This is a genomic window from Sorangium sp. So ce128 (assembly GCF_051525245.1).
Taxonomy (GTDB): Bacteria; Myxococcota_A; Polyangia; order Polyangiales; family Polyangiaceae; genus Sorangium; species Sorangium cellulosum_B.
The window spans coordinates 7264662-7290158 of the sequence record NZ_CP150313.1 but is presented as its reverse complement, the minus strand read 5'-3'; the positions used below and the strand labels follow the sequence as shown (position 1 = coordinate 7290158).

The window sequence follows — 25497 nt, the reverse complement described above, 5'->3', positions numbered from 1 at the left end:
TCGAGCTCTAGCCCGCCGCGAGCGCCAACCGGCGCTTCGCCGGCTGCATCAGGTACGCGTCGACCGCGTCCGCTGCCTTGCGCCCTTCGGCGATGGCCCAGACGACGAGGCTCTGTCCGCGCGACATGTCGCCGGCGGCGAAGACGCCCTCCACGCTGGTGCGCCCGCCGTGGGCCTTCACGTTGCCGCGCTGGTCCATCTCGACGCCGAGCTGCTCGAGCAGCCCCTCGCGCTCGGAGCCGACGAAGCCCATCGCGAGCAGGACGAGCTCGCACGGGATCTCGAACTCGCTCCCCGGGACGGGCACGAACTTCCCGCCTTCCAGCTTCACCCGCGCCGCCTGGAGCGCGCGGACGTGCCCTTGCTCGTCCCCGAGGAACGCGGTGGTCGATACCGACCAGTCGCGCTCGCCGCCCTCCTCGTGCGAGGAGGACGTGCGGAGGATGAGCGGCCACGCGGGCCACGGGTTCGTCAGCGAGCGCTGCTCGGGGGGGCGGGGGAGGAGCTCGAGCTGCGTCACGTGCGCCGCGCGGTGGCGGTGGCTCGTGCCGACGCAGTCGGAGCCGGTGTCGCCGCCGCCGATGACGACCACCCGCTTGTCCGTGGCGAAGATCGCCTCGCTGTCGGGGATCACGTCGCCGGCGACCCGCTTGTTCTGCTGGGTCAGGAAATCCATCGCGAAATGGACGCCCTTCAGCTCCCGGCCGGGCACCGGCAGGTCGCGCGGCCGGCGCGCCCCGCCGCACAGCACGACGGCGTCGTACTGCTCGCGCAGGGCGTCGCCGGTGATGTCGACGCCGCAATGGACGCCCGTGCGGAACGTCACCCCCTCGGCCTGCATCTGCTCCATGCGCCGGTCGATGAGGTGCTTCTCCATCTTGAAGTCGGGGATGCCGTACCGGAGCAGGCCGCCGATGCGGTCGTCACGCTCGAAGAGCGTCACGTCGTGGCCCTTGCGCGCGAGCTGCTGGGCAGCAGCGAGCCCGGCGGGCCCCGAGCCGATCACCGCGACCTTCTTGCCCGTGCGCTGCTTCGCGATGACCGGCGCCACCAGGTTCCGGTCGAACGCGCGATCCGCGATCGCCCGCTCGACGTTCTTGATGGTGACCGGCTTGTTCTCGATGTTCAGCACGCACCCCGCCTCGCAAGGCGCGGGGCACACGCGCCCGGTGAACTCGGGGAAGTTGTTCGTCGCGTCGAGCGACGCGATCGCCTCCGGGAGGCGATCGCGGAACATGTGATCGTTCCAGTCGGGGATCAGGTTCCCGAGCGGACATCCGTCGTGACAGAACGGGATGCCGCAGTCCATGCACCGCGCTGCCTGATCGCGCAGCTCGGCGTCGGGGACCGGGAGCTCGAACTCCTGCCAGTCGTTCAAACGCTCGGAGACGGGCCGCTTCTTGATGTCGACCCTCTGGATCTCGAGGAAGCCTCGTACCTTACCCATGGGCGGCCGACCTCTCTCCCGTGCTCAGGGGACCCGCGTTGGCGGGGATGTAACGTCCAGTGGAAACATAGGGGGTGGAAGGAGAAAGGAGAGACACGAGCCTGTCGGACCCGTCCGCTCCGTTCGTCGCGGGTGACGCCGCGGCCTCCAAGGCGCGGCGGTACTCGCTCGGGACGACCTTCACGAACTTCGACAGGACGGCCTGCCAGGACTCGAGCAGCTCGATCGCCTTCCGGCTGCCCGTGCGCCGCACGTGCTCCTCGAGCAGCGCCCGCACCGACTCGGCGTCGGCGGCGGTCATCGTCTCGAGCTGCACCATCTCCTTGTTGCAGCGCGCCTCGAAGAGCGCGTCCTCGTCGAAGACGTAGGCGAGACCGCCGCTCATGCCGGCCCCGAAGTTGCGGCCGGTGGTGCCGAGGATGATCACGGTGCCGCCCGTCATGTACTCGCAGCCGTGGTCGCCCACGCCCTCGACGACGGTGGTGGCCCCGCTGTTCCGGACCGCGAAGCGCTCGCCGGCGCGGCCGTTGAAGAACGCGCGGCCGCCCGTCGCGCCGTACAGCACGACGTTGCCCACGATGACCTGATCGTCCGGCCGGAACGGCGCCTCGCGCGGCGGTCGCACCGCGACCACGCCGCCCGAGAGGCCCTTGCCGACGTAGTCGTTCGCGTCGCCTTCGAGCTCGAGGGTCATGCCTCGCGAGGCGAAGGCGCCGAAGCTCTGGCCGGCGCTGCCGGCGCACTTGACCACGATGCTGTCCTCGGGGAGCCCGGCGCTGCCGTGGCGGCGCGCGATCTCGCCGCTCAGCATCGCGCCGAGCGTCCGATCCGAGTTCTTGACGCGGGTCTCGATGACGACGGGCGCCCCGCCGTCGATCGTCGCGCGCGCCTTCTCGATCAGCTTGAGGTCGAGCACCCGGTCGAGCTTGTGGTCCTGCAGCTCCACGCAGTGGGTCGGGCTCGTGAGCGCCTCCTTCGGGCGGTACAGCACCTCGGAGCAGTCGATCTTCCTCGCCTTCGGGTGGAGCCCGGTGCTCCGCTGCACGATGCAGTCGGAGCGCCCGACCATCTCGGTCAGCGTGCGGAAGCCCAGGCGCGCCATGATCTGCCGGAGCTCCTCGGCCACGTAGAAGAAGAAGTTGATGACGTGCTCCGGCGCGCCCGTGAACTTCTTGCGAAGCTCGGGGTCCTGCGTGGCGATGCCGACCGGGCAGGTGTTCAGGTGGCACTTGCGCATCATGATGCAGCCCGTCGCGACGAGCGGCGCCGTGGAGAAGCCGAACTCCTCGGCGCCGAGCAGCGCGGCGAACGCGACGTCGCGGCCCGTCATCAGCTTGCCGTCGGTCTGCACGATGGCGCGGCCGCGGAGCCCGTTCATCACGAGCACCTGGTGCGCCTCGGCGAGGCCGAGCTCCCACGCGACGCCCGCGTGGTGGATCGACGTGAGCGGGGAGGCGCCGGTGCCGCCCGAGTCGCCGCTGATCAGCACCACGTCGGCGTGCGCCTTCACGACGCCCGCGGCGATGGTGCCGACGCCCGCCTCGGCGACGAGCTTCACGCTGATGCGCGCCTTCGAGTTGATGTTCTTCAGGTCGAAGATGAGCTGGGCGAGATCCTCGATCGAGTAGATGTCGTGGTGCGGCGGCGGCGAGATCAGCGTCACGCCGGGCGTCGAGTGGCGCACCTTCGCGATCACCGAGTCGACCTTGTGGCCCGGGAGCTGGCCGCCCTCGCCGGGCTTGGCCCCCTGCGCCATCTTGATCTGCAGCTCGTCGGCGTTCACGAGGTACTCGGCCGTGACGCCGAACCGCGCCGAGGCGACCTGCTTCACCGCGCTCCGCTTCGAGTCGCCGTTCGGCAGCCGGAGGAAGCGCACCGGGTCCTCGCCGCCCTCGCCGGTGTTCGACCGCGCGCCGATCCGGTTCATCGCGATCGCGAGCGTCTCGTGCGCCTCCTTCGAGATGCTCCCGAAGGACATGGCGCCCGTGGCGAAGCGCTTCACGATCGAGGCGGCGGGCTCGACCTCCTCGATCGGCACCGGCGGGCCCGCGGGCCTGAAGTCCCACAGCCCGCGGAGCGACATCGGGTGCTCCTGCTGCTCGTTGATGACGGAGGCGTACTCGGCGTAGCTCTTCGCGTCGTCGAGGCGGACCGCCCGCTGGAGCGACGCGATCGACTGCGGCGTCCAGAGGTGCCGCTCGCCGGACACGCGGAAGTGGTGGTGGCCGCCGACGTCGAGGTGCGCGCGCGCCCGCTCGCCGTACGCCGCGTGGTGGCGCGCGAGCGCCTCCTCCGCGATCTCGCGCAGCCCGACGCCGCGGACGCGCGACGCCGTGCCGGTGAAGTACGCGTCGATGACGAGCTGATCGATGCCGATCGCCTCGAAGATCTGCGCGCCCTGGTAGCTGGAGAGCGCGCTGATCCCCATCTTCGACATGATCTTCAGGATGCCCTTCTTGAGCCCCTTCACGTAGCGCGAGCCCGCCGCGGTCGGCGAGAGGTCGGCGCCGAGGGTCTTGTCGCGGCACATCGCCGCGATCGACTCGAACGCGAGGTACGGGTTCACCGCGCCGGCGCCGTAGCCGATGAGCAGCGCCATGTGGCCGACCTCGCGGGCCTCGCCGGTCTCGACGATGATGCCCGCGCGCGTGCGCGCCCCCTCGTTGATGAGGTGGTGGTGCACGGCGCCCACCGCGAGCAGGCTCGGGATGGGGGCGAGCGTCTCGTCGATGCCGCGGTCGCTGAGGATGAGGATGCTCGCGCCGTCGGCGATCGCGCGGCTCGCGTCCTTGCAGAGCTTCGCGATCGCGGCGCGCAGGTTGTCCTCCGGGTCGCCGTCGACCGGGAAATACATGGGCAGCGTGGCCGCGCGGAAGTCGGGGAAGACGTTCTTCCGCAGCTTCGACAGGTCGTCCTGCGTGAGGATCGGGTGCGGCAGCTCGAGCATCCGGCACTGGCGGGGCGTCTCCTCGAGGAGGTTGCCCTCGCCGCCGACGCAGCTCACGAGCGACATCACGATCTCCTCGCGGAGCGGGTCGATCGGCGGGTTCGTGACCTGCGCGAACAGCTGCTTGAAGTAGCGGAAGAGCAGCTGGGGCTTCTCGGAGAGCACGGCGAGCGGGATGTCGATGCCCATCGAGCCCACCGGCTCCTCGCCGAGGGTGGCCATCGGCCCGAGGATCATCCGCAGGTCCTCCTCGGTGTAGCCGAACGCCTGCTGCAGGCCCCGGAGGTCCGCGTGCGGGATGGTGTAGAGGCTCGGCACGTCCTCGAGGGCGCGCAGATCGATCTTGTTCTCGGCGACCCACGCCGCGTAGGGCTTCTGCGTCGCGACGCGGCGCTTGATCTCGTCGTCGCTGACGACGCGACCCTCGGTCGTGTCGACGAGGAACATCTTGCCCGGCTGGAGGCGCCCCTTCTGGATCACGCGCGCCGGCTCGATGTCGAGGACGCCGAACTCGCTCGCGAGCACGACGAGCCCGTCGCTCGTCACGACGTACTTCGCGGGGCGCAGCCCGTTCCGGTCGAGCGTCGCGCCGATCAGCCGTCCGTCCGTGAAGCACAGCGCCGCGGGGCCGTCCCAGGGCTCGATCAGACAGCCGTGGTACTCGTAGAACGCCTTCTTCTCGGCCGACATGTCCGGGTCGAGCGCCCAGGCCTCGGGCACGAGCATCATCATCACGTGGGGCAGCGAGCGGCCGCTCGCGAGCAGGAAGTCGACCACGTTGTCGAGCGCGGACGAGTCGGAGCCGCCCGGGCGGATGATCGGCTTGAAGTCCTCGATCGCGTTCGCGAAGACATCGCTCTTCAGCAGCGCCTCGCGCGCCGACATCCACGCGGTGTTGCCGCGCACGGTGTTGATCTCGCCGTTGTGCGCGATGACCCGGTACGGGTGCGCGCGCTCCCACGTGGGGAAGGTGTTCGTGGAGAAGCGCGAGTGCACCATCGCGAGCCGCGACACGGTGCGCTTGTCGGACAGATCGGGGTAGAACGCCGCGACCTGCTCCGCGAGCATCAGGCCCTTGTAGACGACCGTCCGCGACGAGCACGACGTGATGTAGAAGTCGTCGGCGTTGGCGGCGCGGCCGGCGCGCTTGCGGATCGCATACAGGACCTGCTCGAAGGACTGGCGAGGCGCGACCCTGCCGATGAACAGCTGGCGGATCGCCGGGCGCGAGTCGCGCGCGATCGGGCCGAGCGCCGCGTCGTCGATGGGGACGTCGCGCCAGCCGAGGACGCGCTGTCCGTGGTGCACGACCGCGGCCTCGAGGATCGCCTCGCACTGGCGGCGCCGCGACGGGAGCTGGGAGAAGAACGCCGTCGCGACGGCGTAGTCGCCGGGAGCAGGCAGCGCGATGCCAAGGGCGGCCAGGGACGTGGCGTACAGCTCGTGCGGGATCTGGAGGAGGACGCCCGCGCCATCGCCGGTGCAGGGGTCGCAGCCAGCGGCGCCGCGATGGGTTAGATTTTCGAGGATCTCGAGCGCTTGGCAAACGACCTCGTGCGTCGCTTCACGGCGGAGCGTGGCGACGAATCCGAGACCGCATGCGTCGTGTTCGAAAGCCGGATCGTAAAGACCTTGTCGTTGGGGCAGAGGCATGGTGCTGACTTCACACGCGCGTAGCACAGGTGGCACAAGGATTGGAGCCCTAGTTTAATGCGGCGCGCCAGGAGCCGCGGAACCGGGCCCAAAATGGGGGAGGGGTGTCGCGTCGCCTTGACCGTGTGCCGCCGCGCCCGGCGGCGGCGCTCGGCAGTGGACGCACGTCGTCGGCCGTGGTGTGGGTGGGGGCGGCCGGCTCGCCGGGCCGGCCCCCGGCCGCGCGGTATTCGGATGAAGCTCTTCGCACTCAGCGATCTCCACGTCGGGTATGCGGAGAACCGGTGGGCCATCGAGCGCATGACGCCGCGGCCGAGCGACTGGCTCATCCTCGCCGGTGATCTCGGGGAGACGGAGCAGCACCTCCTCTACGTCCTCGAGACGCTGGGTCCCCGGTTCAAGCGGCTCGTGTGGACGCCGGGCAACCACGAGCTCTATACGATGCCGAGTGAGCGCGGCGGCCCGCGCGGCCAGGCCCGGTACGAGCGGCTGGTCGAGCTGTGTCGGAGCCGCGGCGTGCTCACGCCGGAAGACCCCTACGTGCTCTGGGACGGCGAGGGCGGACCGCACGTGCTGGCGCCGATGTTCCTGCTCTACGACTACAGCTTCCGGCCGGACGGCGTGCCCGAGCGCGACGCGGTGGCGTGGGCCATGGAGAGCGGCGTCCTCTGCAGCGACGAGGAGCTGCTCGACCCGGCCCCCTACGCGAGCCGACCCGAGTGGTGCCGGGCCCGCCTCGCCGCGACGGAGGCCCGTCTCGGCGCGATCGAGGGGCGCCCCACGGTGCTCATCAACCACTTCCCGCTGCGCGAAGAGCTCGTGCGGCTGCGGCACATCCCGCGTTTCTCGATCTGGTGCGGGACGCGGCGCACGCACGACTGGCACACGCGGTTCCGCGCGCGGGTGGTCGTGTCAGGGCACCTCCACATCCCCCGCACCGACTGGATCGACGGTGTTCGTTTCGAGGAGGTGTCGTTCGGATACCCGCGCCAGCGGCCCATCGAGCGCAGCGCCGACAGCTGCCTTCGGGAGATCCTGCCGGGCCCTGCAGGCGCGGCGCCGCCGAGGATGTAGATGCTCACGATCGGCCCCGGCGCCGCGCACCTCTGGTACGTCTTCTGCGACTCGGCTCGCGACGAGGCGTTGCTCGAGGCGTACCACCGGCTGATGGCCCCTGACGAGGCGGCGCAGCAGGCGCGCTTCCTTTTCGCCGAGAACCGGCACGAGTACCTGCTCACCCGCGCCCTCGTGCGCACGGTCCTCTCGAAGTACGCGAACGTCGCGCCCGAGGCGTGGTCGTTCGTCCGGAACGAGTTTGGCCGCCCGCAGATCGCCGGACCTCCGGGGGTGCCGCCGATCCGGTTCAACCTGTCGAACACGCGGGGGCTGATCGCCTGCCTGGTCGCGCTGGATCGCGACGTGGGCGTCGACGTCGAGGACACCGAGCGCGCGAGCGGCGCGGTGGACATCGCCGATCGCTTCTTCTCGCCGGGCGAGGTGAGGGCGCTGCGCGCGCTGCCGCCGGAGAGGCAGCGCGCGCGCTTCTTCGAGTACTGGACGCTCAAGGAGTCGTACATCAAGGCGCGCGGGATGGGGCTCGCGATCCCGCTCGATCAGTTCTCGTTCCACCTGGACGATGGACCGGCGATCGGCATCTCGTTCGATCCTCGGCTCGGCGACGACCGCTCGGCCTGGCAGTTCGCGCTCTACCAGCCCTCGGCGCGGCACACGATGGCCGCCGCGATCCGCAGCGGGGGCGGACCCCCGCTGTCGATCGAGCTGCGGGAGACGGTGCCGCTGCGCGACGGCGGATGAGCGACGGCCGGGGCCGTCCGCGCGAGGCCGCCGCGCGGCGGGGCCGACGCGCATCCCTCCCTGGCAGGCCCCCGGCTGGCTGGGGAAGCGCGCCCGCGGCCCCGGCGCGCGGCGCGCGAGGTCAGTCAGGCCGCGCGATCGAGAGCTCGACGTTGCGCCACGAGGGCTCTCCGCGGCCGTCGTCGCCGAAGCCGGAGGTGACGTCCACGACGGCCCGGCGGCGCCCTTCGGAGGCGACCGGGTCGTCGCCGACGGCGTAGTCGAGGGCGGCGCCCCGGATGGCGACGAAGCCGTTGTCCTCGTCCCAGATCTCGATGACGCGGACCTGATGGGGGTAGTCGGCGAGCGCGGAGGTCTCGAGCTCCCAGTACGCGTGCCCGCCGGCCGGAGAGACCCGCGTCACCCGGTGCACGTGGGTGTGTCCGGCGAGGTGGAGCAGGACGTTGTCGTAGCCGCCGACGAGCGACTGCCACGCATCGACGTCGATCGCGCCGGGCACGGCGGGGGTGCCCGTCGCGGCGAAGGAGCCGTCCCCGAGCGAGCGCGACGCGTGGTGGGACGTGAGGATGACCCACCTGCGCTCGCGCTTCGCGCGGTCGAGCGCGGGACGGATGAACCGATCGAGGTCGTCCTGGAGGATCACGCCGTTCGGCCCGCCCGTCTCGGCGGCCGTATCGAGCACGATGACGCGAAGGGGGGTGTCCTTCATGTCGAACTCGTAGAACGCTTTGCCGTACGCGCGCTCGTCGGGCCCGATCCCGTGCCCGTCGCCGGTCGCCGCGACCCGATCGAGCAGCTCGGGGCCGCTCAGCAGCGCTCTCCTCGGGTCGGGGACGACCTGGCCCGTGATCACCGGAGCGCCGGGGAGAGACCAGTCGCGCGTCCCGCCGTCCGACCAGCTCCCCGTCGCGAGCTCGGCGCGCGTGTGCACCGGGAAGTTCCCCTGGTGCAGGACATCGTGGTTGCCGGTCACCCATCGCCAGGGCACGAGCAGCCCCTCGGCGAAGAACGGATCCTTGGGATCGTTGTCCGGGCCTGGCACGGGGTCGTCGTCAGCGCCCGAGTCGCACTCGACGCGCTCGGCGCCGTCGAGGATGGCCGAGAACCACGCGATCTCGTTCGTCTGCGCGCTGTCGGCGTTGTCGCCGCCGAGCAGGACGAAGTCGATCGGCGTGCTGCGATGGAGCGCGTTGATCGTGCGGACGGCGGCGTTGAGGATCCGGCACTCGTGCCCTTCCTGCGGGCGGAACGCCGACGCGAACACGCCGGGCGAGTCGAAGATCGCCAGCCGAGCAGGCGACTCGTCGTCTGCGAGCTGGGTGTCGGCGAGGTGGACGAACCTCGTCAGGAGCGTCGGCCGCTCGCCGCGCGGCGGTGGAGGGGTGTCGTCGAGCGTCGCCGGGGCGAGCGGCTGCCCCGGCCCGCTCTCGAGCTCGCCGTAGCCCTCCGCGAGCATCTGCTCGATCTCCGCCGGGACAGCGGGGTTCCTGTCCGGTGGATCGGCCACCGCGGCGCGCGGCGCCCAGGTGCGAGCGGTCGTCAGCGGCGGCGCGCCGCGGAGCGCTGGCAGCGGTACCGGCGCAGGGAGCGGCGCCGGAGCGATGGACTCCTCCCCGGCACACGCGGCGAGCGCAAGGGACGCAAGGAAGAAGCGCGCCGCGGGGCGACCTGGGCGCGCTCGCGCGATCCGCCGCCGACCGGGCTCCCCTGTTGCGATGCCCACCGCTCGTGTCTGGCTCATCGCTTCCTTACATGACAACACCACAGCGCCAGATCAAGAAATGTTCACTCGGGCGGTAGCGTTGCCGTTGGGGGCCGGCGCCGACCAAGGAAGAGAGAGCGCAGAACGCGCGTAGTACGTCCCACGTAGCGCGGTGCGGCGCCGCGGAGCGTCACGTCGAGGCGCACGAGCGAGCCGAGCCATGGTAGGGCGGAGCCGCGGCCGGCGCGCCGGCGGCTGCTAGGATGCGGCGCGTCCGAGCCAGAGGCGCTCGTCTCGAGGTCATCTATGGTCATTTCGCGATTCCTGGGTTGCGCGCTCGCGGCGGCGATGCTGGTGAGCTGCAGCGATCCCGAGCCCATCATCCAATACCGCTACAGCGCCTACGAGGGCGACGCGTATCCGGATCGACTCCCTGAGATCACGATTCCGGAGGGCGGGATGGGCCTGGTGAGCGATAGCCTCTCCGATACGATCTCTCTTGTCTCGCTCGCGACCGGCGAGCGGTTCGGCGTCCACCCCGTGGGCCGCGATCCCGTGACGATCGACGGGCCTCACCATGTGGCCGTGGACGCCGAGGACGGCGCCGTCTACGTCGCGCTGTCGTACCCTGACGTCGCCGGCGCGATCGGCCCCCACGCGGTGCACGGCGGGAGCGTTGTGGCGGGCTACGTCCAGAAGCTCGCGCTCGACGATCTGCGCATCCTCGGGCAGGTGCGCGTCGAGGCCAACCCGGGCGATATCGTGATCTCGGAGGACGGCAAGCGCGTGGTCGTCTCTCATTTCGATCTGAAACGCGTGCTCGACAACCCGGGCGACGTCGAGGCGGCGCGCTCGTCCCTCGCGGTGATCGATCCCGAGAAGGTCCTGCTCTCGGGATCGGCCGATCCGGTGTTCATCCCGGTCTGCATGGCAGCCCACGGAATCGCCCTCTCGCGCCCGGACGGCGCCCGCGCTTACGTCGCTTGTTACGGCGAGGACGTGCTCGCGATCGTCGACCTGACGGACCCTTCGGCCGAGGTGAAGCGCGTGCCGGTGGGGTCTACCTCCAGCCCGTCGCCTCATGCCAACAACTACGGACCCTACGCGGCCGTCATGTCGCCCGATGGGAAGACCATCGCCGTGAGCAGCACGGAGAGCAGGGACGTGCGCTTCTTCGATGTCGCGTCGGAGACGTTCGACGATTCCCGGAAGATCCTCACGATCGGCGCGCCCTACTTCCCCGCGTGGACCCCCGACGGGAGCGCCATCTATGTGCCGACCCAGGTGCCCGACACCATCGTGCGGATCGGCGTGACCCCGGACGACGACGGCGTCGTCACCCGGAACATCGCCGACGAATGCATGCGGCCGCACCTCGCGCAGCTCGACGAGGAGCACGGGCTCTTCCTCGTCTGCGAGGGCGACAGGAGCGCGACGCCCGGCAGGGTGCTCCGGCTCGATCCAGAGACGCTGGAGACGCTCAGCGACACGGAGGTGGGCCTCTATCCCGACGGGCTCGTGCGCGTCGCGCCGGAGGCGCCGTGAGGACGCCCCGCAACCTTGCGGCCGCGCTCGCGTGCGCGGCGCTCCTCTGCGGCTGTCCTGGCGATCCCGAGACGAAGGTCGTCGACGCGACGGCCGTCGACCACGGCGCGGCGCTCTTCCGGGACCCGTCGATCGCGGAGACGCGCTTCAATCGCTATTCCTGCTCGACGTGCCATGAAGCTGTCACCGGCGACGCGGGCGACGCCATGCTCCCGGGCGCCCCGCTGGCCGGCGCCGTGGAGCGCCCGCATTACTGGGGCGGGCAAGAGGTCGAGCTCCTCGGCGCGATCAACCATTGCCTCTATTACTTCATGACGAAGGACCTGCCCTGGACCGCGGACGACGACGCCGCGCAGGCCATCTATGCCTACCTGGAGTCGCTGCCCAGCGATGGAGGCGCGGCCGAGGCCGTCCCCTTCACGCCTGTCTACGAGCTGAGCCAGATCCCGGCTGGCGACGCGGCCGCGGGCGGGCGCATCCACGAGCGCGCCTGCGCCTCGTGTCACGGGCGCGCCCATTCGGGGGAAGGCCGGCTCGTGGCGCGGGCGCCGGCGCTGCCCGACCAGACGCTGAAGGAGCACCCGCTCGGCGAGTACACGGAGGCCGACCGGCGGCTGGTCTTCATCGAGAAGGTCCGGCACGGCGGGTTCGTGGGTTACGGCGGGCAGATGCCGCCGTTCTCCCGCGAGGTCCTCTCCGATGAAGAGCTCGGCGATCTGCTCTCGTTCTACGGGCTGCCCTGGCCCCCGTGAAGCGCGCCGAGAAAGCCGCGAGGATCGCCGAGATCCTCGATCGATTGTACCCGGCCCCGCCCATTCCGCTGGCCCACGACGATCCGTATTCGCTGCTCGTCGCGGTGATGCTCAGCGCCCAGACGACGGACAAGATGGTCAACGCGGTGATGCCGGCGCTCCTCGCGCGCGCCCGGACGCCCGCGGCCATGGCGGCAGTGCCCACCGAGGAGATCGCCCAGCTCATCCGGAGGATCGGGTTCGCGCCCACCAAGGCGCGGCACCTGAAGGCGCTGAGCGAGCGGATCGCGACCGAGCACGGCGGCGTCGTCCCCGCCTCATTCGAGGCCCTGGAGGCCCTGCCGGGGGTCGGTCACAAGACGGCCTCGGTCGTCATGGCACAGGCCTTCGGCCACCCCGCCTTCCCGGTCGATACCCACATTCACCGGCTCGCGTTCCGCTGGGGGCTGTCGTCCGGGAGGGACGTCGTCGAGACGGAGCGCGACCTGAAGCGCACGTTCCCACCCGAGCAGTGGAACAAGCTCCACCTGCAGCTCATCTACTTCGGCCGCGAGCACTGCCCGGCGCTGCGCCACGACATGACCGGCTGCCCCATCTGCAGCTGGGCCGCCCGCCGACGATGATCGCGGCGCCCTGCGGCCGCCGAAGATGGGGGCGGGTACAACGCCGCCAGCAAAGCTGGCAGCTTATCGAGGCGGCGCGTTTCCGTCAAGCAGGGTGCAACGTCCCGGCGATCTCATGAGCGCGACCACGCCCGCCGCGCTGCGGCGCGAGGCGGCCGGGCGCGGTCGTGTGCGGGTGTGCGGTTCCCGGTCGCGGCGCGCCTGCGGTTCGGGTAAGGCACTTCTGTGACAAAGATTGGATTTGAGATCATCGGGACGGGCCACTACGTGCCCGGAGAACCTGTCACCAACGACGACCTCGCGCGGGTGATCACGACCTCCGACGAGTGGATCTACCAGCGCTCCGGTATCCGCCAGCGCCATTACGCGCCGGATGGCGTGGGGGTGAGCGATCTCGCGTGCGAAGCGGCGAAGCGCGCGATCGCGTCGGCGCGCATCGCGCCGTCGGAGATCGATTACATCCTCTTTGCCACGATGACGCCGGACTATATTTTCCCTGGCTCCGGGGCGCTGCTCGGCGCGAAGCTGGGCATTCCGGGCGTCCCCGCGCTCGACATCCGGCAGCAGTGTGCCGCGATGCTGTTCGGCCTCCAGACGATCGACGGGCTGATCCAGACCGGGGCCGCCAAGACCATCCTGTTCGTGGGCGCAGAGGCGCACGCCGGCTTCATGCCCTGGGAGGACTGGGGGGCGCTCGACCCGAAGAATGGTCGCTCCGCGACGCCGGAGGCGCGGGCGCACGCCGACCGCCACCGGAACCTCGCCGTCCTGTTCGGGGACGGGTCGGGCGCGCTCGTCCTCCGCGCGACCGATCGCGACGCGGGCCTGCGCGCCAACAAGATCTGCTCCGACGGACGCTTCGCCGAGCTCCTCTTCGTGCCGGGCGGCGGCTTCCGCTCGCGCCCGTACTGGAAGCCGACGTCGTTCGACGAGGACCTGCATATCCCCCGCATGGATGGCCGCGAGCTCTTCAAGTTCGCGGTGACCAAGCTCCCGGCGACCGCGCGGGAGCTCTGCGCCTCTCAGGGCCTCGCGATCGAGCAGATCGACGTGTTCCTGGCGCACCAGGCGAACGGACGGATCAACGAGCACATTCGCAAGGACCTCGGCGTGCCCGTCGAGAAGCTCCCGAGCAACATCGATCGATTCGGCAACACGAGCGGCGCCACCGTGCCCATCCTCATCGACGAGGAGATGCGCGCCGGAAGGGTGAAGAAAGGGCAACTCGCCATGGTGCTCGCGCTCGGGACCGGCGTCCACTGGGGCTGCGCGCTCTGGAAGCTCTGAGCGGCTGAGCGGCGGCGCCTCGCTCGCAGGCGTCACCGTCATCCTCGTCATCGTCATCGTCATCGAGCCGCGGCGGTTGCGCGTGGCGTATTGCGTCCGGTGCGGAACGCTGCGGAAATTTCGTGCGATCGTGTCGCGACGGATTGCACGTGGCGTATCCCTTGTTACGTTTCCATCAACGCCCGCAGCAGACCCCGTGTTTGCAGTGTGATCGACCTGGCGACCTGGCGACCAGGCGCGGGCGCTACCGGGAAGGGAGTCACCCCAGGGCTCGGCTGCACGGCCCCTCCCCGGCCAGCGGCGAATTGCGCACGAAGCACCTAACGCGCAGCAGGTAGCGCGCAGCAGCCAAAGCGCAGCGCGGGACCTACGTGCGGGGGTGCGGTGTTCGCGAGTGCGCGTGAGCGCGTGTGTTCGGATGTCGTCTTTTGCCGTTCGTGCTCATACGGTTGTCGGCCATTCACTTCATTGGAGCATGTTTTCCTTGATGGCGAGGACGCAAACTCTTCGCATTGACTCGGGCGCACAATTATCGGATTTTGCACACTGAGGTGAGTGTGATCGGAGAACACGGAGCGTCGATCTTGAGAGACACACCGACCCAGCTTGGGCTCGGCCGGTATCGTCCCATCGCGAAGCTCGGCCGCGGCGGGATGGCAGACGTCTTCCTCGCGATGGCTCACGGGCCCGCCTCGGTGAACAAGCTGGTCGTCGTCAAGCGTCTCCGCAGCTCCGGGGACGAGGAGGATCGCCAGGTCCTCATGTTCATGGACGAGGCCAAGCTCTCGGCTCGCATGAACCACCCGAATGTCGTCCAGACCTACGAGGTCGGTAGCGATCGGGACGGCTACTTCATTGTGATGGAGTACCTGGAGGGCCAGCCGCTGAAGCGCGTCATGAAGGCGGCTGTCGAGCGGGAGTCCGGCACGGGCGGGCTCGTCCGCGGCACGTGGATCCGGATCGTGGCCGAGGTGCTGCGCGGGCTCCATTACGCGCATGATCTCTGCGATTTCGACGGTCGGCCTCTCGGCATCGTGCATCGCGACGTCTCGCCGCACAACATCTTCATCACGTACGACGGCGCGGTGAAGCTCGTGGATTTCGGCGTGGCCAAGGCCGTCGTCAACGCCTCCAGCACCGAGAGCGGGACCTTCAAGGGCAAGCTGACGTATATGGCGCCCGAGCAGGTCACGGCGGGCAAGACGGTGGACCGCCGGGCGGACATCTTCGCGGTCGGCGTCGTGCTCTGGGAGCTCCTCGCCGGGCGGCGGCTGTTCGAGGGCGATCAGATCACCGTGATGCACCAGCTCCTGCTGGGGAAGATACCGCGGCTCTCCACCGTCGTTCCGGGGATCCCCATCGCGCTCGATCAGATCGCCGCGAAGGCCCTTGATCGCGAGCCATCGAAGCGCTTCGCGACGGCGCAGGAGATGTGCGATGTCCTCGAGAACTACCTTCAGTGGTCGGGCGAGGACGTCCGCAGCGAGTTCCTCGGCGCCTGCATGCGGGGGATCTTCGCCGAGAGCCGGGCCTCCATACGCCAGCAGATCAAGGCGCAGATCGAGCGGGTGGCCAGCGCGTCGCTGCTGAGCGACGCCTCCAGCCAGGTGACGATGAGCGGCATCGGCGTCGCGATGGTTCCCTTGAGCTCCGGCTCGGGCAGCAGGCTGCCCTATGTCGGGGAGTCCAGCCGGTCGGGCGTCGAGCGCGTGTCGGGCGTCGAGCGGGCGTCGGGCGTCGAGCGGCCCAGGACCCCCGTGAGCGACTCGGTGAGCCTGCGAGCGACCACGTCGGGGCCCGTGTCGGCCTCGAAGCGCGGCTACCTGATCGGCGCGTCCGCCCTGACCGCGCTGGTCGCGCTGGTCGGCGGCGCGGTTCACGTCGCGAATCAGCGCGCGCCCGCCCTCGATGCTCCTGCGACCTCGGTCGCTTCGCACGGCGCCGAGGCCGGGGAGACCGTCGAGAAGAAGCCCGAGCAGGGCCCCAGGGCGAGCGTGACGATCTCGAGCGAGCCACCCGACGCGATCGTGAGCTGGAAGGGAAAGACGCTCGGCAAGACGCCGCTCAAGACCGAGCTGCCCGTGGGCACGCAGGTCGTGGTCGTCTCGAGGTCCGACTGCTTCGATGAGACGCTCATGCTGGCGCTCTCACCCGCGGAGGCCGTGGAGCGCTCCGTCAAGCTCCGCCCCAAGGACTTCGCGCACTAGAGCGACGGTCACCCGCTTCGGATACGGGCCCACCTCGGCGTTTTCGGTGCTCAGCGCACCGGAGTGCGCTTCCGCGCCGAAAACGCCGATCTGGGCCCGTCTCCTGTGCGGGTGACCGCCGCTCTGCTGCGGCTCTGGATGGTGCAGAGGGGGGCGGAAACCGAAGGATCCGGGCGGTGCATCCGCCCGTCGTCGGCGACCGGATGCACCTCCGTGACCACGGCTAGGCCGACGACCTCATGGCGTCATGAACCGTGACGGATGAAGGAGATCACCTTGGTGACGCCGTCAGCGTCCATGGCCTCCTTCACCGCCTCGGTCGCCTCCTTCACGCTGGCGACGGTGCCTTGCAGCGTGACCACGCCGTCGCGCACCGTGACGTGCAGCTTCTTCACCGCGTCATGATCGCTCTCCGCGAGCTTGCCGCCGACCGCGTTGCGGAGCGTCTCGTCGGACGGGCGCGCGCCGGTCCGCTTCGCCTCCTTCGTGGCGATGACCGAGCCGTCGCGGCCGAAGGTGACCTGATAGTCGTTGTCCTTCGCTGCCTTCGTCCACTCGTCGCGCTCCATCGCGGCGGCATTTCCCTCCTGCTTCTTGGCTCCCTCAGCCTGGCCCTGTTGCGGGGGCTGCGGCGCGGCCTTGTCCTTGGGAGCGGCGGGCGGCGCCGACTGCGGGCGCGCGCCCTGGTCGTCCTTGAGCGCACCGGTCTGCTCGCCGACCCTGTTCATCTGGTCGTTGACATCGCGGCCCGCCTGGCGCCCGCGCTCGGCGAGCTGCTCCGCCTTTTCGCCCACGCGCTCGGCCTTCTCGCGCGTCTCCTGGCCGAGCTGCTGACCCTCCCGGGCGAGCTGCTCTGCCTTGTCACCCGCGCGCCCGGCCTGCTCTTTCGCCTCCCTGCCGAGCTCCTTGCCCTCCTGGGCGAGCTGCTCCGCCTTTTCGCCCACGCGCCCGGCCTGCTCGCGCAGGTCTTTGCTGGGCGTCTGGTTCGGGCCCGGAGGCGGTTCGCCTCTCCTGATCGTCTGGTCCTCGGGCTCGCGGACCGCTCCTTCAGCTCTCTCGCTCTCGCTCCTGCAGGCCGTGCCGGCAAGCGCGAGCGCGAGGACGGTTGGGCCGGAGAACCAGCGTATTCTGCTCATCGTGCAGCGATAGCTCATGGTGCATCTCCGGGTGCACACCGAGGCAGACGTCGTGCCAGGAACTCGGTCGTTCCCGGCCGCCCGGGAACAACGGCGCGCCGCGCGTGTCGACGGGGGCATGCCGAGACCCTCCCTGGCCACCGCGCGGCGGCGGCACCGGACACCGGACGAACGCTCCGGCCCGACGCATCGTAGTAGGCTCGAGGTCGTGAGCGCGGCGCCGCCGGAACCCGTCCTGCCTGACGCCCCGCCCGGACAGCGCTCCGCGCCCGATCTCCTCTCGCACCGGCCGGCGCTCCGGGTGGACGCGCGGTCGGTCAAGGAGTCGCTGGCGTTCGCGTTCGCGGGCGGCGCGCCCGCGGGGGCGTTCGATCGGCACGTCGAGTCGGCCTCGCTGCCCGCGTCGACGTGGGATCCAGCCCGCTTCGCGCAGCACGTCTTCCTGCGTGAGCTCATCGTCGGATGCCTCCATTTCACGAGCGAAGGCCGCACGTACATCCCGAGCCCAGCGCTGCTGGGCCGCGCCCTCTCCCAGCCGCCGAGCGATCGCGACACCGTCGAGCTCCGGCGCGCGATCTTCCGGGAGCTCACCGGGTCGGAGGCGCAGCGCCGCGATCTCGAGCGCGCCTACGCGGCGCTGCGCCGCTGGGTGGGTCAGATCGAGACGATCCCCATCTCTCGCGGCGAAGGGAGCCGGCGCCGGCTGGACATCCTCGCCGCCGCCAAGGACGCGTTCGACGCGCTCGCCGGTGGGTTCGCGGGCGCTCGCTCGGGCCTGTCGCGGCTCTCGGCGTTCGGCGCGGCCGTGCGCGAGAGCGAGGCGTACCGCCGCCTCGCGGATCTGCTCGCGTACGACGAGGAGATCGCGACGCTGGATGTCCGGATCCGCGTCGGCTCCGACGGCCATGTCCGCGATCTGCGCGCCCTGTCGATCCGCGAGAACAGCGAGAACCGCTTCTACCAGTCGCCGCTAGGGCGCCTGGTCACGAAGCTCGTGATGCTGTGGAGGGGGTACCGGTTCAGCGACGACGAGCTGCTCACCCGCCACGTCAACAGCGTGTTCGACGGCATCGAGGACGATCTCGTCGCGCTCGTCCAGCTGCTCGGAGATCTCGAGTTCTACCTCGCCGGCCTCGCGCTGCGCGATCGCGCCAGCGCGGCCGGGCTTTCCGTGTGTCTGCCCGAGCTCGTCTCGCCGGGCTCCTCCGACGGCGCGCACGGCGCGCGCGGCGGGAGCCCTGGGCGCGAGCTCAAGGGGCTGTTCAACCCGCTGCTCTTGGCGAGCTCGGTGAGCACGGTCCCGTGCGACATCGCGACCGATCACCACGACGCGACCGTCATCGTGACCGGGCCGAACTCGGGGGGGAAGACCCGGCTGCTCGAGGCGCTCTCGCTGGCCCAGATGATGGGGCAGGCGGGCTTCTTCGTGCCGGCCGCGGAGGCGCGCCTCTCGCCGTGCCACGGGCTCTTCGTGTCGCTGATCGAGCAGGCGCAGGCCGATCAGAGCGAGGGCCGCCTCGGGATGGAGCTGCTCCGCATCAGGTCGCTGTTCGAGGCGATGCAGGTCGGCGACATGGTGGTGCTCGACGAGCTCTGCTCGGGCACGAACCCGTCGGAAGGCGAGGAGATCTTCCAGCTCGTGATCTCGCTCCTCTCGGAGCTCCGCCCTCAGGCCTTCATCACGACGCACTTCCTCGAGCTCGCGGCGCGGCTCGAGCGGGAGCGGCCGGTCGATCGGCTCGTGTTCCTGCAGGTCGAGCTCGACGCGCAGCAGTGGCCGACATACCAGTTCGTCGATGGGGTCGCCCGGACGTCGCTCGCGCACCGGACGGCGGCGCGGCTCGGGGTCACGCGCGAGGAGCTCGTCGCGCTCGTCGAGCGCAGCAAGCGCGCGCACCGCCGCCGCGGGGCCGAGCCCGCCTGAGCGCGGCCACGCTCGCCGTGGCGGGGGAAATCTGGTTGTATGCGCCGCCATGGAGTATCGACCTCTTGGCAGGACGGGTTTCCGCGTCTCCTCGGTGAGCTTCGGGGCCTGGGCGATCGGGGGCACCTGGGGCGACGTCGACGACAAGGAGTCGCTCGCGGCGTTGCACCGGGCCGTCGATCGAGGCGTGAATTTCTTCGACACCGCGGACGTGTACGGGGACGGCCGGAGCGAGCGGCTGCTCGCGCGGCTCAGGCGCGAGCGGCGCGAGGAGATCGTCATCGCGACGAAGGCGGGCCGGCGCCTGAGCCCACACACGGCGGCGAGCTACAACGAGGGGAACCTCACGGCCTTCATCGAGCGCAGCCTGAAGAACCTCGAGACGGACGCGCTCGACCTCGTCCAGCTGCACTGCCCGCCGACGGATGTCTACTATCGGCCCGAGGTGTTCGACGCCCTCGATAGGCTCGTGAAGGCGGGCAAGATCCGGTTTTACGGCGTCAGCGTCGAGCGGGTGGAAGAGGCGCTCAAGGCCATCGAGTACCCCGGCGTGCAGTCGGTGCAGATCATCTACAACGTCCTCCGGCAGCGCCCGGCCGAGCTCTTCTTCCCCGAGGCGAAGCGCCGGCAGGTCGGGGTCCTGGCGCGACTGCCGCTCTCCTCGGGGCTGCTCACCGGAAAGATGAGCGCGGCGACCCGGTTCGCGGCCGACGATCACCGCAATTTCAACCGCGAGGGCGCCGCGTTCGACAAGGGCGAGACGTTCTCCGGCGTCGACTACGACCTGGGCCTCGAGGTCGTCGAGGAGCTCCGCCCGCTCGTGCCCACCGGCGTGAGCATGGGCGCGTGGACGATGCGCTGGATCCTGATGCAGGACGCGGTGACGTGCGTGATCCCCGGCGCGAAGCGGCCCGAGCAGGTGGACGAGAACGCGAGCGCGGCGGACCTGCCGCCCGTGCCGCAGGAGACGATGGCGAAGATCCGTGAGATCTACGACCGGCGGCTCCGGCCTCAGGTTCACCAGCTCTGGTAGGCGCCCGGGCGAGGGCTCACAGGATGCGCGGCAACAGCCATCCTGCGAACGAGATGAGGGCCGCCGTGCCGAAGAGCGGCCCTAGCCCCCGGATCTCGAAATCGTCGATGAGCTTGTCGGTGGCGTAGAGCAGCACCGAGTTCACGACGAGGCCGAAGAAGAGATACGCCAGGCCCAGCGTGAGGATGGCGGCGGGCAGGAGCGCCACCGCGACCAGGAACTTCACGAGCCAGCCGAGCAGCAGGTTGAGGACGGTGAACACGGCGGCGACGACGAGCGCCGTCTGGGTCTTTCGGATCCGCACGCCGGGCAGGATCTTCGTTCCGACGAGGACCGCGAGGCCCGCGGCGAGTGCCTGGATGATGAGCGCCTTCATGACCACCTCCCTGGGCCGGCACCGCTCGTGCGGGCCGGCGTTCGCACCTTCCTCGTGACCCAGGGAGGTGCCGGGCGCAACCTCGTCCGGCGCATCGCGAGCGGAGCCGGCGCGCGGCCTCCGCTCAGGGGCCGCCCCGGCTCATTCCTTCGGCTTGTCGCCGCCGAGCAGCTCGCCGATGGCGGGGGCGCCGCCCGGGCCGAGGGCCTGCGTGCTCTCGATGAGGTGGATCAGGAACTGACGGTTGTCCGTCACCGAGAGGTTCTGGAGCTCGAGCGCGCCGATGCGGTCCTCGGGGGTGAAATAGGCCTCCTCGACCTTCTCCATCGAGAGCTTGTGCGGCGCATAGGCCATGTAGTCGGCGCGCGTGTTCAGGATGTTGTAATCGTCGCCGCGGCGCAGCTCGAGCGTCACCTCACCGGTCACTCCGGGGGCGATCCAGCGCGAGAGCGCGTCCTTCAGCATCATGGCCTCGGGGTCGTACCACTTGCCCTCGTAGAGCAGACGCCCGAGGCGCCTGCCCTGGGTGAAGTACACGTCGAGGGTGTTCTCGTTGTGAATGGCGGACAGGAGCCGCTCGTAGACGGCGTGGAGCAGGGCCATGCCCGGCGCCTCGTAGATTCCGCGGCTCTTGGCGTCGATCACCCGGTTCTCGATCTGGTCGCTCATGCCGAGCCCGTGGCGCCCGCCGATCCGGTTGCACTCGACGAACAGCTCGAACACGGAGCCGAAGCGCTTGCCGTTGATCGTCGTCGGGACGCCGCGCTCGAACCCGAGGGTCACCGTCTCGGCCTCGATGGCGACCTCCGGCCGGAAGGAGGCGACGCCCATGATGGGCTGGACGATCTTGATCCCGGTGTTCAGGTGCTCGAGGTCCTTCGCCTCGTGCGTCGCGCCGAGCACGTTGGCGTCGGTGCTGTACGCCTTCTCCGTCCCCATGCGGTAGGGCAGCCCGTGGCGCTCGAGGTACTCGCTCATCTCCTTGCGCCCGCCGAGCTCTCCCACGAACCTCGGGTCGAGCCAGGGCTTGTAGATCTTGAGCGAGGGGTCGACGAAGATGCCATAACGGTAGAACCGCTGGATGTCGTTGCCCTTGTGCGTGCTGCCGTCGCCGAAGACGTGGACGTCGTCGTCGCGCATCGCGCGGACGATCGCGGTCGTCGTCACCGCGCGGCCGAGCGGCGTGGTGTTGAAGTACTTCTTGCCGCCCGTCGAGAGGTGGAAGGCGCCGCACTGGATGGCGAGGATGCCCTCGCGGACGAGCGCCTCGCGACAGTCCACCAGCTTGGCGGAGACCGCGCCGTGCTGCAGGGCGATCGGCGGGATGTCGCCGGGGGAGTCCTCGTCCGGCTGCGCCAGATCGGCGGTGTACGCGTGCACCTTGAGCCCGTTGCGCGAGAGCCACGCCACCGCGCAGCGCGTGTCGAGGCCGCCCGAGAACGCGATGCCGAGGTGGGTGCCCGCCGGGGGGAGTGAACGGAAGATCCTGCTCATGGCGGCGCAGCATAATCGCAACGCCCGCGAGCGCGCGAGCGGAGATCGCGGGGCGGCGGAGGCGCCTGACGGCGCGCGTGTGCGCGCGAGCGCGACGTCAGAGGCTCCGCCCGCCCGCTCCGCCGGGGCGGCGCGGCCGCGCGCTGGCTTGCACGGAACGGCGCAGACCGGGCCTCATCGGACTAGGATGGAGGACACCGTGTCGCGCGAGCCCTGCTCGCAACTGAGGTGCAAGGCCATGCCGAAGCTGTCGTACGCCGAGATCGCCCGGATCGAGGAGCGCCGGCTGGCGGTCGGCATCGCCGCCGTGGTCGCCTGCGCGGAGCCCATCGCGGGCGGGTGGATGGCCTTTGATGGAGAGGGCTCCTGGGGAAACTTCGCTGTCGGGCTCGGCCTCGACGGGCCTGTCTCAAGCGAGGATCTCGATCACCTCGTGGCGTTCTACGCGGCGCGCGGCGCGGAGCCGCAGATACAGGTCTGCCCCTTCGCGCACGGATCGCTGGTGCGCGGCCTCGCCGATCGAGGGTTCGTGCTGCGCGAGTTCGAGAACGTGCTGGCGCGCGAGCTCGCGCCGGACGAGGACCTCCGCGCGCTGGCGTCGTATGGTGGCCCCGGGGAGCTGGAGATCGTGCGCATCGATCCGGGCGACGAGGCGCAGGTCCGGGTGTTCATCGAGATCGCGACGAGCGGCTTCCGGCCCGCGGACGCGCCGATCTCGCCGGTGCTCTTCGAGATCACGCGCCGCGTGGTCGCGCACCCCGGATGCGACTCGTACCTGGCGCTCGTGAACGGCGAGCCCGCCGGCGGCGGCAGCGTGGAGATCTCCGGCGAGGGCGCCGCGCTCTTCGGCGCCTCGGTGCTCCCCCGGTTCCGCGAGCGCGGCATCCAGCAGGCGCTCATCGCCCGCCGCCTGGAGCGGGTGCGCGAGCAGGGTCGCCTGCTGGCGTGCATCAGCGCGAGCCCCGGTATCCCCACGGAGCGCAACGCGATGCGGCTCGGCTTCTTCATGGCGTACAGCAAGGGGATCTTCACGCGGCGGAGCGAGAGCCCAGAGGCGCCTGCCTGAGCCGCTCCCGGGCGCCCCGGGCCTCGTCGACGGCGGCGCACATTTCAGGTGTGCAGCGCTGTTCGTGCAGAACCGAAATGAACGCCCAGGACATCCATGCGAAATGCCCGACCCTGACGGAAGTCAGCCATGGCACGCCTCATGCTGATATTCTGGTTCAGCGCCGCTGGCGTGGCCTTTCCCCCCCCGAGGCCCCGGCGGCGCTTTTTCATTTCGCCGCCAGCGCCCCGCTTTACCGATCGACCGTCACCGCCCGCCGCCCCGCTGCAGCTCGGTGACCGCGTTCCTCACGAGCCGGAGCCCCACGTTGTCGTCCTGCGACAGGATCGACTCCGGATGGAACTGAACGGCCGCGAGGGGCAGCTCCGTGTGCTCGATCGCCATCACGACCCCATCCTCGGTCTCGGCCGTGACCTTCAGCGACGCAGGGAGCGCGTCGCGCAACGCGTAGAGCGAGTGGTAGCGACCCGCGCGGAACTCGCGGGGCAGCCCCTCGAAGAGGCGCCCGCCGAGCACGCGCACCTGCGAGGCCTTGCCGTGCATCGGGTAGTCGAGGACGCCGAGCTTGCCGCCGAAGTGCTCGACCATCCCCTGCAGGCCGAGGCAGACGCCGAAGACGGGCAGCCGGCGCTGGAGCAGCGCCGCGAGCGTGCCGGAGAGATCGAAATCGCTGGGCGTGCCAGGGCCGGGCGAGAGCACCACGAGGTCGGGAGCGTAGGCGTCGAGCTCCTCGTGAGGGAAGCCGGCGCGGAGCGTCATCACCTCGGCGCCCGTCTGCCGGAGGTAGTTGGCCAGCGTGTGCACGAAGGAGTCCTGGTGATCCACGAGGAGGACCTTGCGCGTGCCGCCAGGCACCGGGTGGATGGCCGCCGGAGGCGGCGTGGCGATGCCGCGAGGCCTCCGGATCGCGTCGAGGAGCGCCGACGCCTTCACCTGGGTCTCGCGCTCCTCCTCGTCGGGATCGGAGTCGAAGAGCAGCGTCGCGCCGACCCGGACCTGGGCCACGCCGTCCTTGACCCGGATCGTGCGCAGCGTGAGCCCCGTGTTCATGCTGCCGTCGAAGCCGACGATGCCGACCGCCGCCCCGTACCACGCGCGCGGCGAGCGCTCGTGATCCTCGATGAACTGCATGGCCCAGGCCTTCGGGGCCCCCGTGACCGTGACCGCCCACGTGTGCGCCAGGAACGCGTCGAGCGCGTCGAAGCCGTCGCGCAGGCGGCCCTCGATGTGATCGACCGTGTGGATCAGCCGCGAGTACATCTCGATCTGCCGGCGCCCGATCACCCGGACGCTCCCCGGGACGCAGATGCGGGACTTGTCGTTGCGATCGACGTCGGTGCACATGGTGAGCTCCGACTCGTCCTTCGCGGACGCGAGCAGGCGCGCGATCTGCGCGGCGTCGGCGAGCGGGTCGCTGCCGCGCGGGATCGTGCCCGAGATGGGGCAGGTCTCGACGCGATTGCCCTCGACGCGGACGTACATCTCGGGCGAGGCGCCGATCAGATACTCGGCGTTGCCCAGGTTCATCAGGAAGCCGTAGGGCGCCGGGTTGCGCTCGCGCAGGCGGTAAAACAGCTCGGTGGGCGCGACCGGGCACGGCTCGTAGAGCGTCTGCCCCGGCACGACCTCGAAGAGATCGCCCCGCTTGAAGGACTCGCGCGCCAACCGGACGAGCTCGGCGTACTCGCCCGGCGCGTACTCGTTCTGGGGCGCGCGGTCGGTGCCGACGTAGGCGTGCGTCGCGCCCTCGCGCGGCAGCCCGTCGGTCGAGCGATCGCCGTACGTCAGCTCGTAGCGCGTGCGCGTCGCGCGCTCGCGGCGGTGGTCGACGGCGACGATCTCGTCGGGGAGGTAGAGGACGAGATCCCGCTGATCCGCCGGGCGCTCCAGGCGGAGGCGGATGGGCTCGAACTGGAAGGCGAGATCGTACGCGAACGCGCCGTAGAGCCCGAAGAGCGGGTCGCCGGGAACCCCGAAGAGCTCGATGAGCCGGCGCAGCACCGAGAAGATGGACGGCTGTCGGCTGCGCAGCTCCTCCGGCACCCGCTCGCCCGGCGGCCGGACCGCGCCGACCACCTCGTCGCTGCGCCGCTCGAGGGCCACGACCGCGTCGAGATCACGGAGGGCCTCGTCGATGGCCGGCAGCAGCACGCGCCCGCGCTCGTTCAGCGCGGTGAACCGGAAGTCGCGGCCCCGGGAGACGAGCACGAGCGGCGGATCGACGAAGCCGATGTCCCAGCGCGTGTACCGGCCCGGGACCTCGTAGCTGGACGCCAGGACCACGCCGAGGTGGCTGTCGAGCGCCTCGACGATGGGCTGGATGGCGCCGTCGACGGCGAGGTCCTCGACCGTCCGCCGCACCGCGACGCCCCTCCGCGTAATATTGCTCTCTCGTTTCACGACCGCGTCTCCTTCTGTGCGATGAGTATACGCGGTGCGGCATGCGCGCCGTACCGGCATCTTCGCCGCGTGCATGGTTCCGTCGGGCGC

17 protein-coding genes are annotated in these 25497 nt (G+C 70.3%); 10 read left to right on the top strand and 7 right to left on the bottom strand.

What is annotated here, in order from left to right:
• Positions 1–7: 7 nt before the first annotated feature.
• Positions 8–1447, bottom strand: coding sequence for a glutamate synthase subunit beta (locus WME82_RS27665; RefSeq protein ID WP_438037735.1), 1440 nt, complete (start codon positions 1445–1447; stop codon positions 8–10).
• Entirely contained in the window at positions 1440–6047 is a 4608-nt protein-coding gene (gene gltB / locus WME82_RS27660) for a glutamate synthase large subunit (protein WP_438037734.1), read from the bottom strand. Before gltB ends, WME82_RS27665 begins: the two co-directional genes overlap by 8 nt.
• Positions 6048–6281: 234 nt before the next feature.
• Here gltB and WME82_RS27655 point away from each other — a divergent pair, with 234 nt between their 5' ends.
• Entirely contained in the window at positions 6282–7121 is an 840-nt protein-coding gene (locus tag WME82_RS27655; protein ID WP_438037733.1) for a metallophosphoesterase family protein, read from the top strand.
• Positions 7122–7862, top strand: a complete 741-nt coding sequence (locus WME82_RS27650; RefSeq protein WP_437739479.1) for a 4'-phosphopantetheinyl transferase family protein — start codon at positions 7122–7124, stop codon at positions 7860–7862.
• 121 nt (positions 7863–7983) lie between these two features.
• On the opposite strand, the gene WME82_RS27645 is transcribed toward WME82_RS27650, so the two are convergent.
• On the bottom strand, positions 7984–9603 hold the full coding sequence (locus tag WME82_RS27645; protein ID WP_438037732.1) for a metallophosphoesterase: 1620 nt from the start codon (positions 9601–9603) through the stop codon (positions 7984–7986).
• Positions 9604–9870: 267 nt separating this feature from the next.
• Between WME82_RS27645 and WME82_RS27640 the strand changes: the two genes are divergently transcribed.
• The 5 genes from WME82_RS27640 (at position 9871) to WME82_RS27620 (ending at position 15978) form a co-directional block, all read left to right on the top strand.
• On the top strand, positions 9871–11109 hold the full coding sequence (locus tag WME82_RS27640) for a YncE family protein (RefSeq protein WP_438037731.1): 1239 nt from the start codon (positions 9871–9873) through the stop codon (positions 11107–11109).
• The gene (locus tag WME82_RS27635) at positions 11106–11861 is read left to right on the top strand and encodes a c-type cytochrome (RefSeq protein WP_437850023.1); all 756 of its coding nucleotides are present in this window, start codon (positions 11106–11108) and stop codon (positions 11859–11861) included. The genes WME82_RS27640 and WME82_RS27635 overlap by 4 nt, the downstream gene beginning before the upstream one ends.
• Positions 11858–12484: an endonuclease III domain-containing protein gene (locus tag WME82_RS27630; protein WP_012237685.1), complete on the top strand. Its 627-nt coding sequence runs from the start codon at positions 11858–11860 to the stop codon at positions 12482–12484. Before WME82_RS27635 ends, WME82_RS27630 begins: the two co-directional genes overlap by 4 nt.
• 225 nt (positions 12485–12709) lie before the next feature.
• Complete coding sequence (locus WME82_RS27625; protein ID WP_437541539.1) at positions 12710–13771, top strand: 3-oxoacyl-ACP synthase III family protein; 1062 nt, start codon at positions 12710–12712, stop codon at positions 13769–13771.
• Between the two features lie 584 nt (positions 13772–14355).
• Entirely contained in the window at positions 14356–15978 is a 1623-nt protein-coding gene (locus tag WME82_RS27620; protein ID WP_438037730.1) for a protein kinase domain-containing protein, read from the top strand.
• Positions 15979–16223: 245 nt separating this feature from the next.
• On the opposite strand, the gene WME82_RS27615 is transcribed toward WME82_RS27620, so the two are convergent.
• A complete protein-coding gene (locus tag WME82_RS27615) occupies positions 16224–17132 on the bottom strand; it encodes a BON domain-containing protein (RefSeq protein WP_438037729.1) in 909 nt (302 codons plus the stop codon).
• Between the two features lie 190 nt (positions 17133–17322).
• Between WME82_RS27615 and WME82_RS27610 the strand changes: the two genes are divergently transcribed.
• Both WME82_RS27610 and WME82_RS27605 read left to right on the top strand, forming a co-directional pair.
• The gene (locus tag WME82_RS27610; RefSeq protein ID WP_438037728.1) at positions 17323–19038 is read left to right on the top strand and encodes a MutS-related protein; all 1716 of its coding nucleotides are present in this window, start codon (positions 17323–17325) and stop codon (positions 19036–19038) included.
• A 49-nt stretch (positions 19039–19087) separates the two neighbouring features.
• Positions 19088–20071, top strand: coding sequence for an aldo/keto reductase (locus tag WME82_RS27605; protein WP_438037727.1), 984 nt, complete (start codon positions 19088–19090; stop codon positions 20069–20071).
• 16 nt (positions 20072–20087) lie between these two features.
• Here the strand turns inward: WME82_RS27605 and WME82_RS27600 are convergent, their stop codons facing one another.
• Both WME82_RS27600 and argG read right to left on the bottom strand, forming a co-directional pair.
• Positions 20088–20447 carry a phage holin family protein gene (locus tag WME82_RS27600; protein ID WP_437766365.1) on the bottom strand — a complete coding sequence of 120 codons (360 nt, stop codon included), beginning with the start codon at positions 20445–20447 and terminating at the stop codon, positions 20088–20090.
• 141 nt (positions 20448–20588) lie between these two features.
• Positions 20589–21941, bottom strand: a complete 1353-nt coding sequence (gene argG, locus WME82_RS27595; protein ID WP_437739469.1) for an argininosuccinate synthase — start codon at positions 21939–21941, stop codon at positions 20589–20591.
• Positions 21942–22179: 238 nt separating this feature from the next.
• Here argG and WME82_RS27590 point away from each other — a divergent pair, with 238 nt between their 5' ends.
• Complete coding sequence (locus tag WME82_RS27590) at positions 22180–23007, top strand: GNAT family N-acetyltransferase (protein ID WP_437739468.1); 828 nt, start codon at positions 22180–22182, stop codon at positions 23005–23007.
• A 246-nt stretch (positions 23008–23253) separates the two neighbouring features.
• Here WME82_RS27590 and WME82_RS27585 read toward each other — a convergent pair whose 3' ends face one another.
• Positions 23254–25467: an anthranilate synthase component I gene (locus WME82_RS27585; protein ID WP_438044940.1), complete on the bottom strand. Its 2214-nt coding sequence runs from the start codon at positions 25465–25467 to the stop codon at positions 23254–23256.
• Positions 25468–25497: the final 30 nt, after the last annotated feature.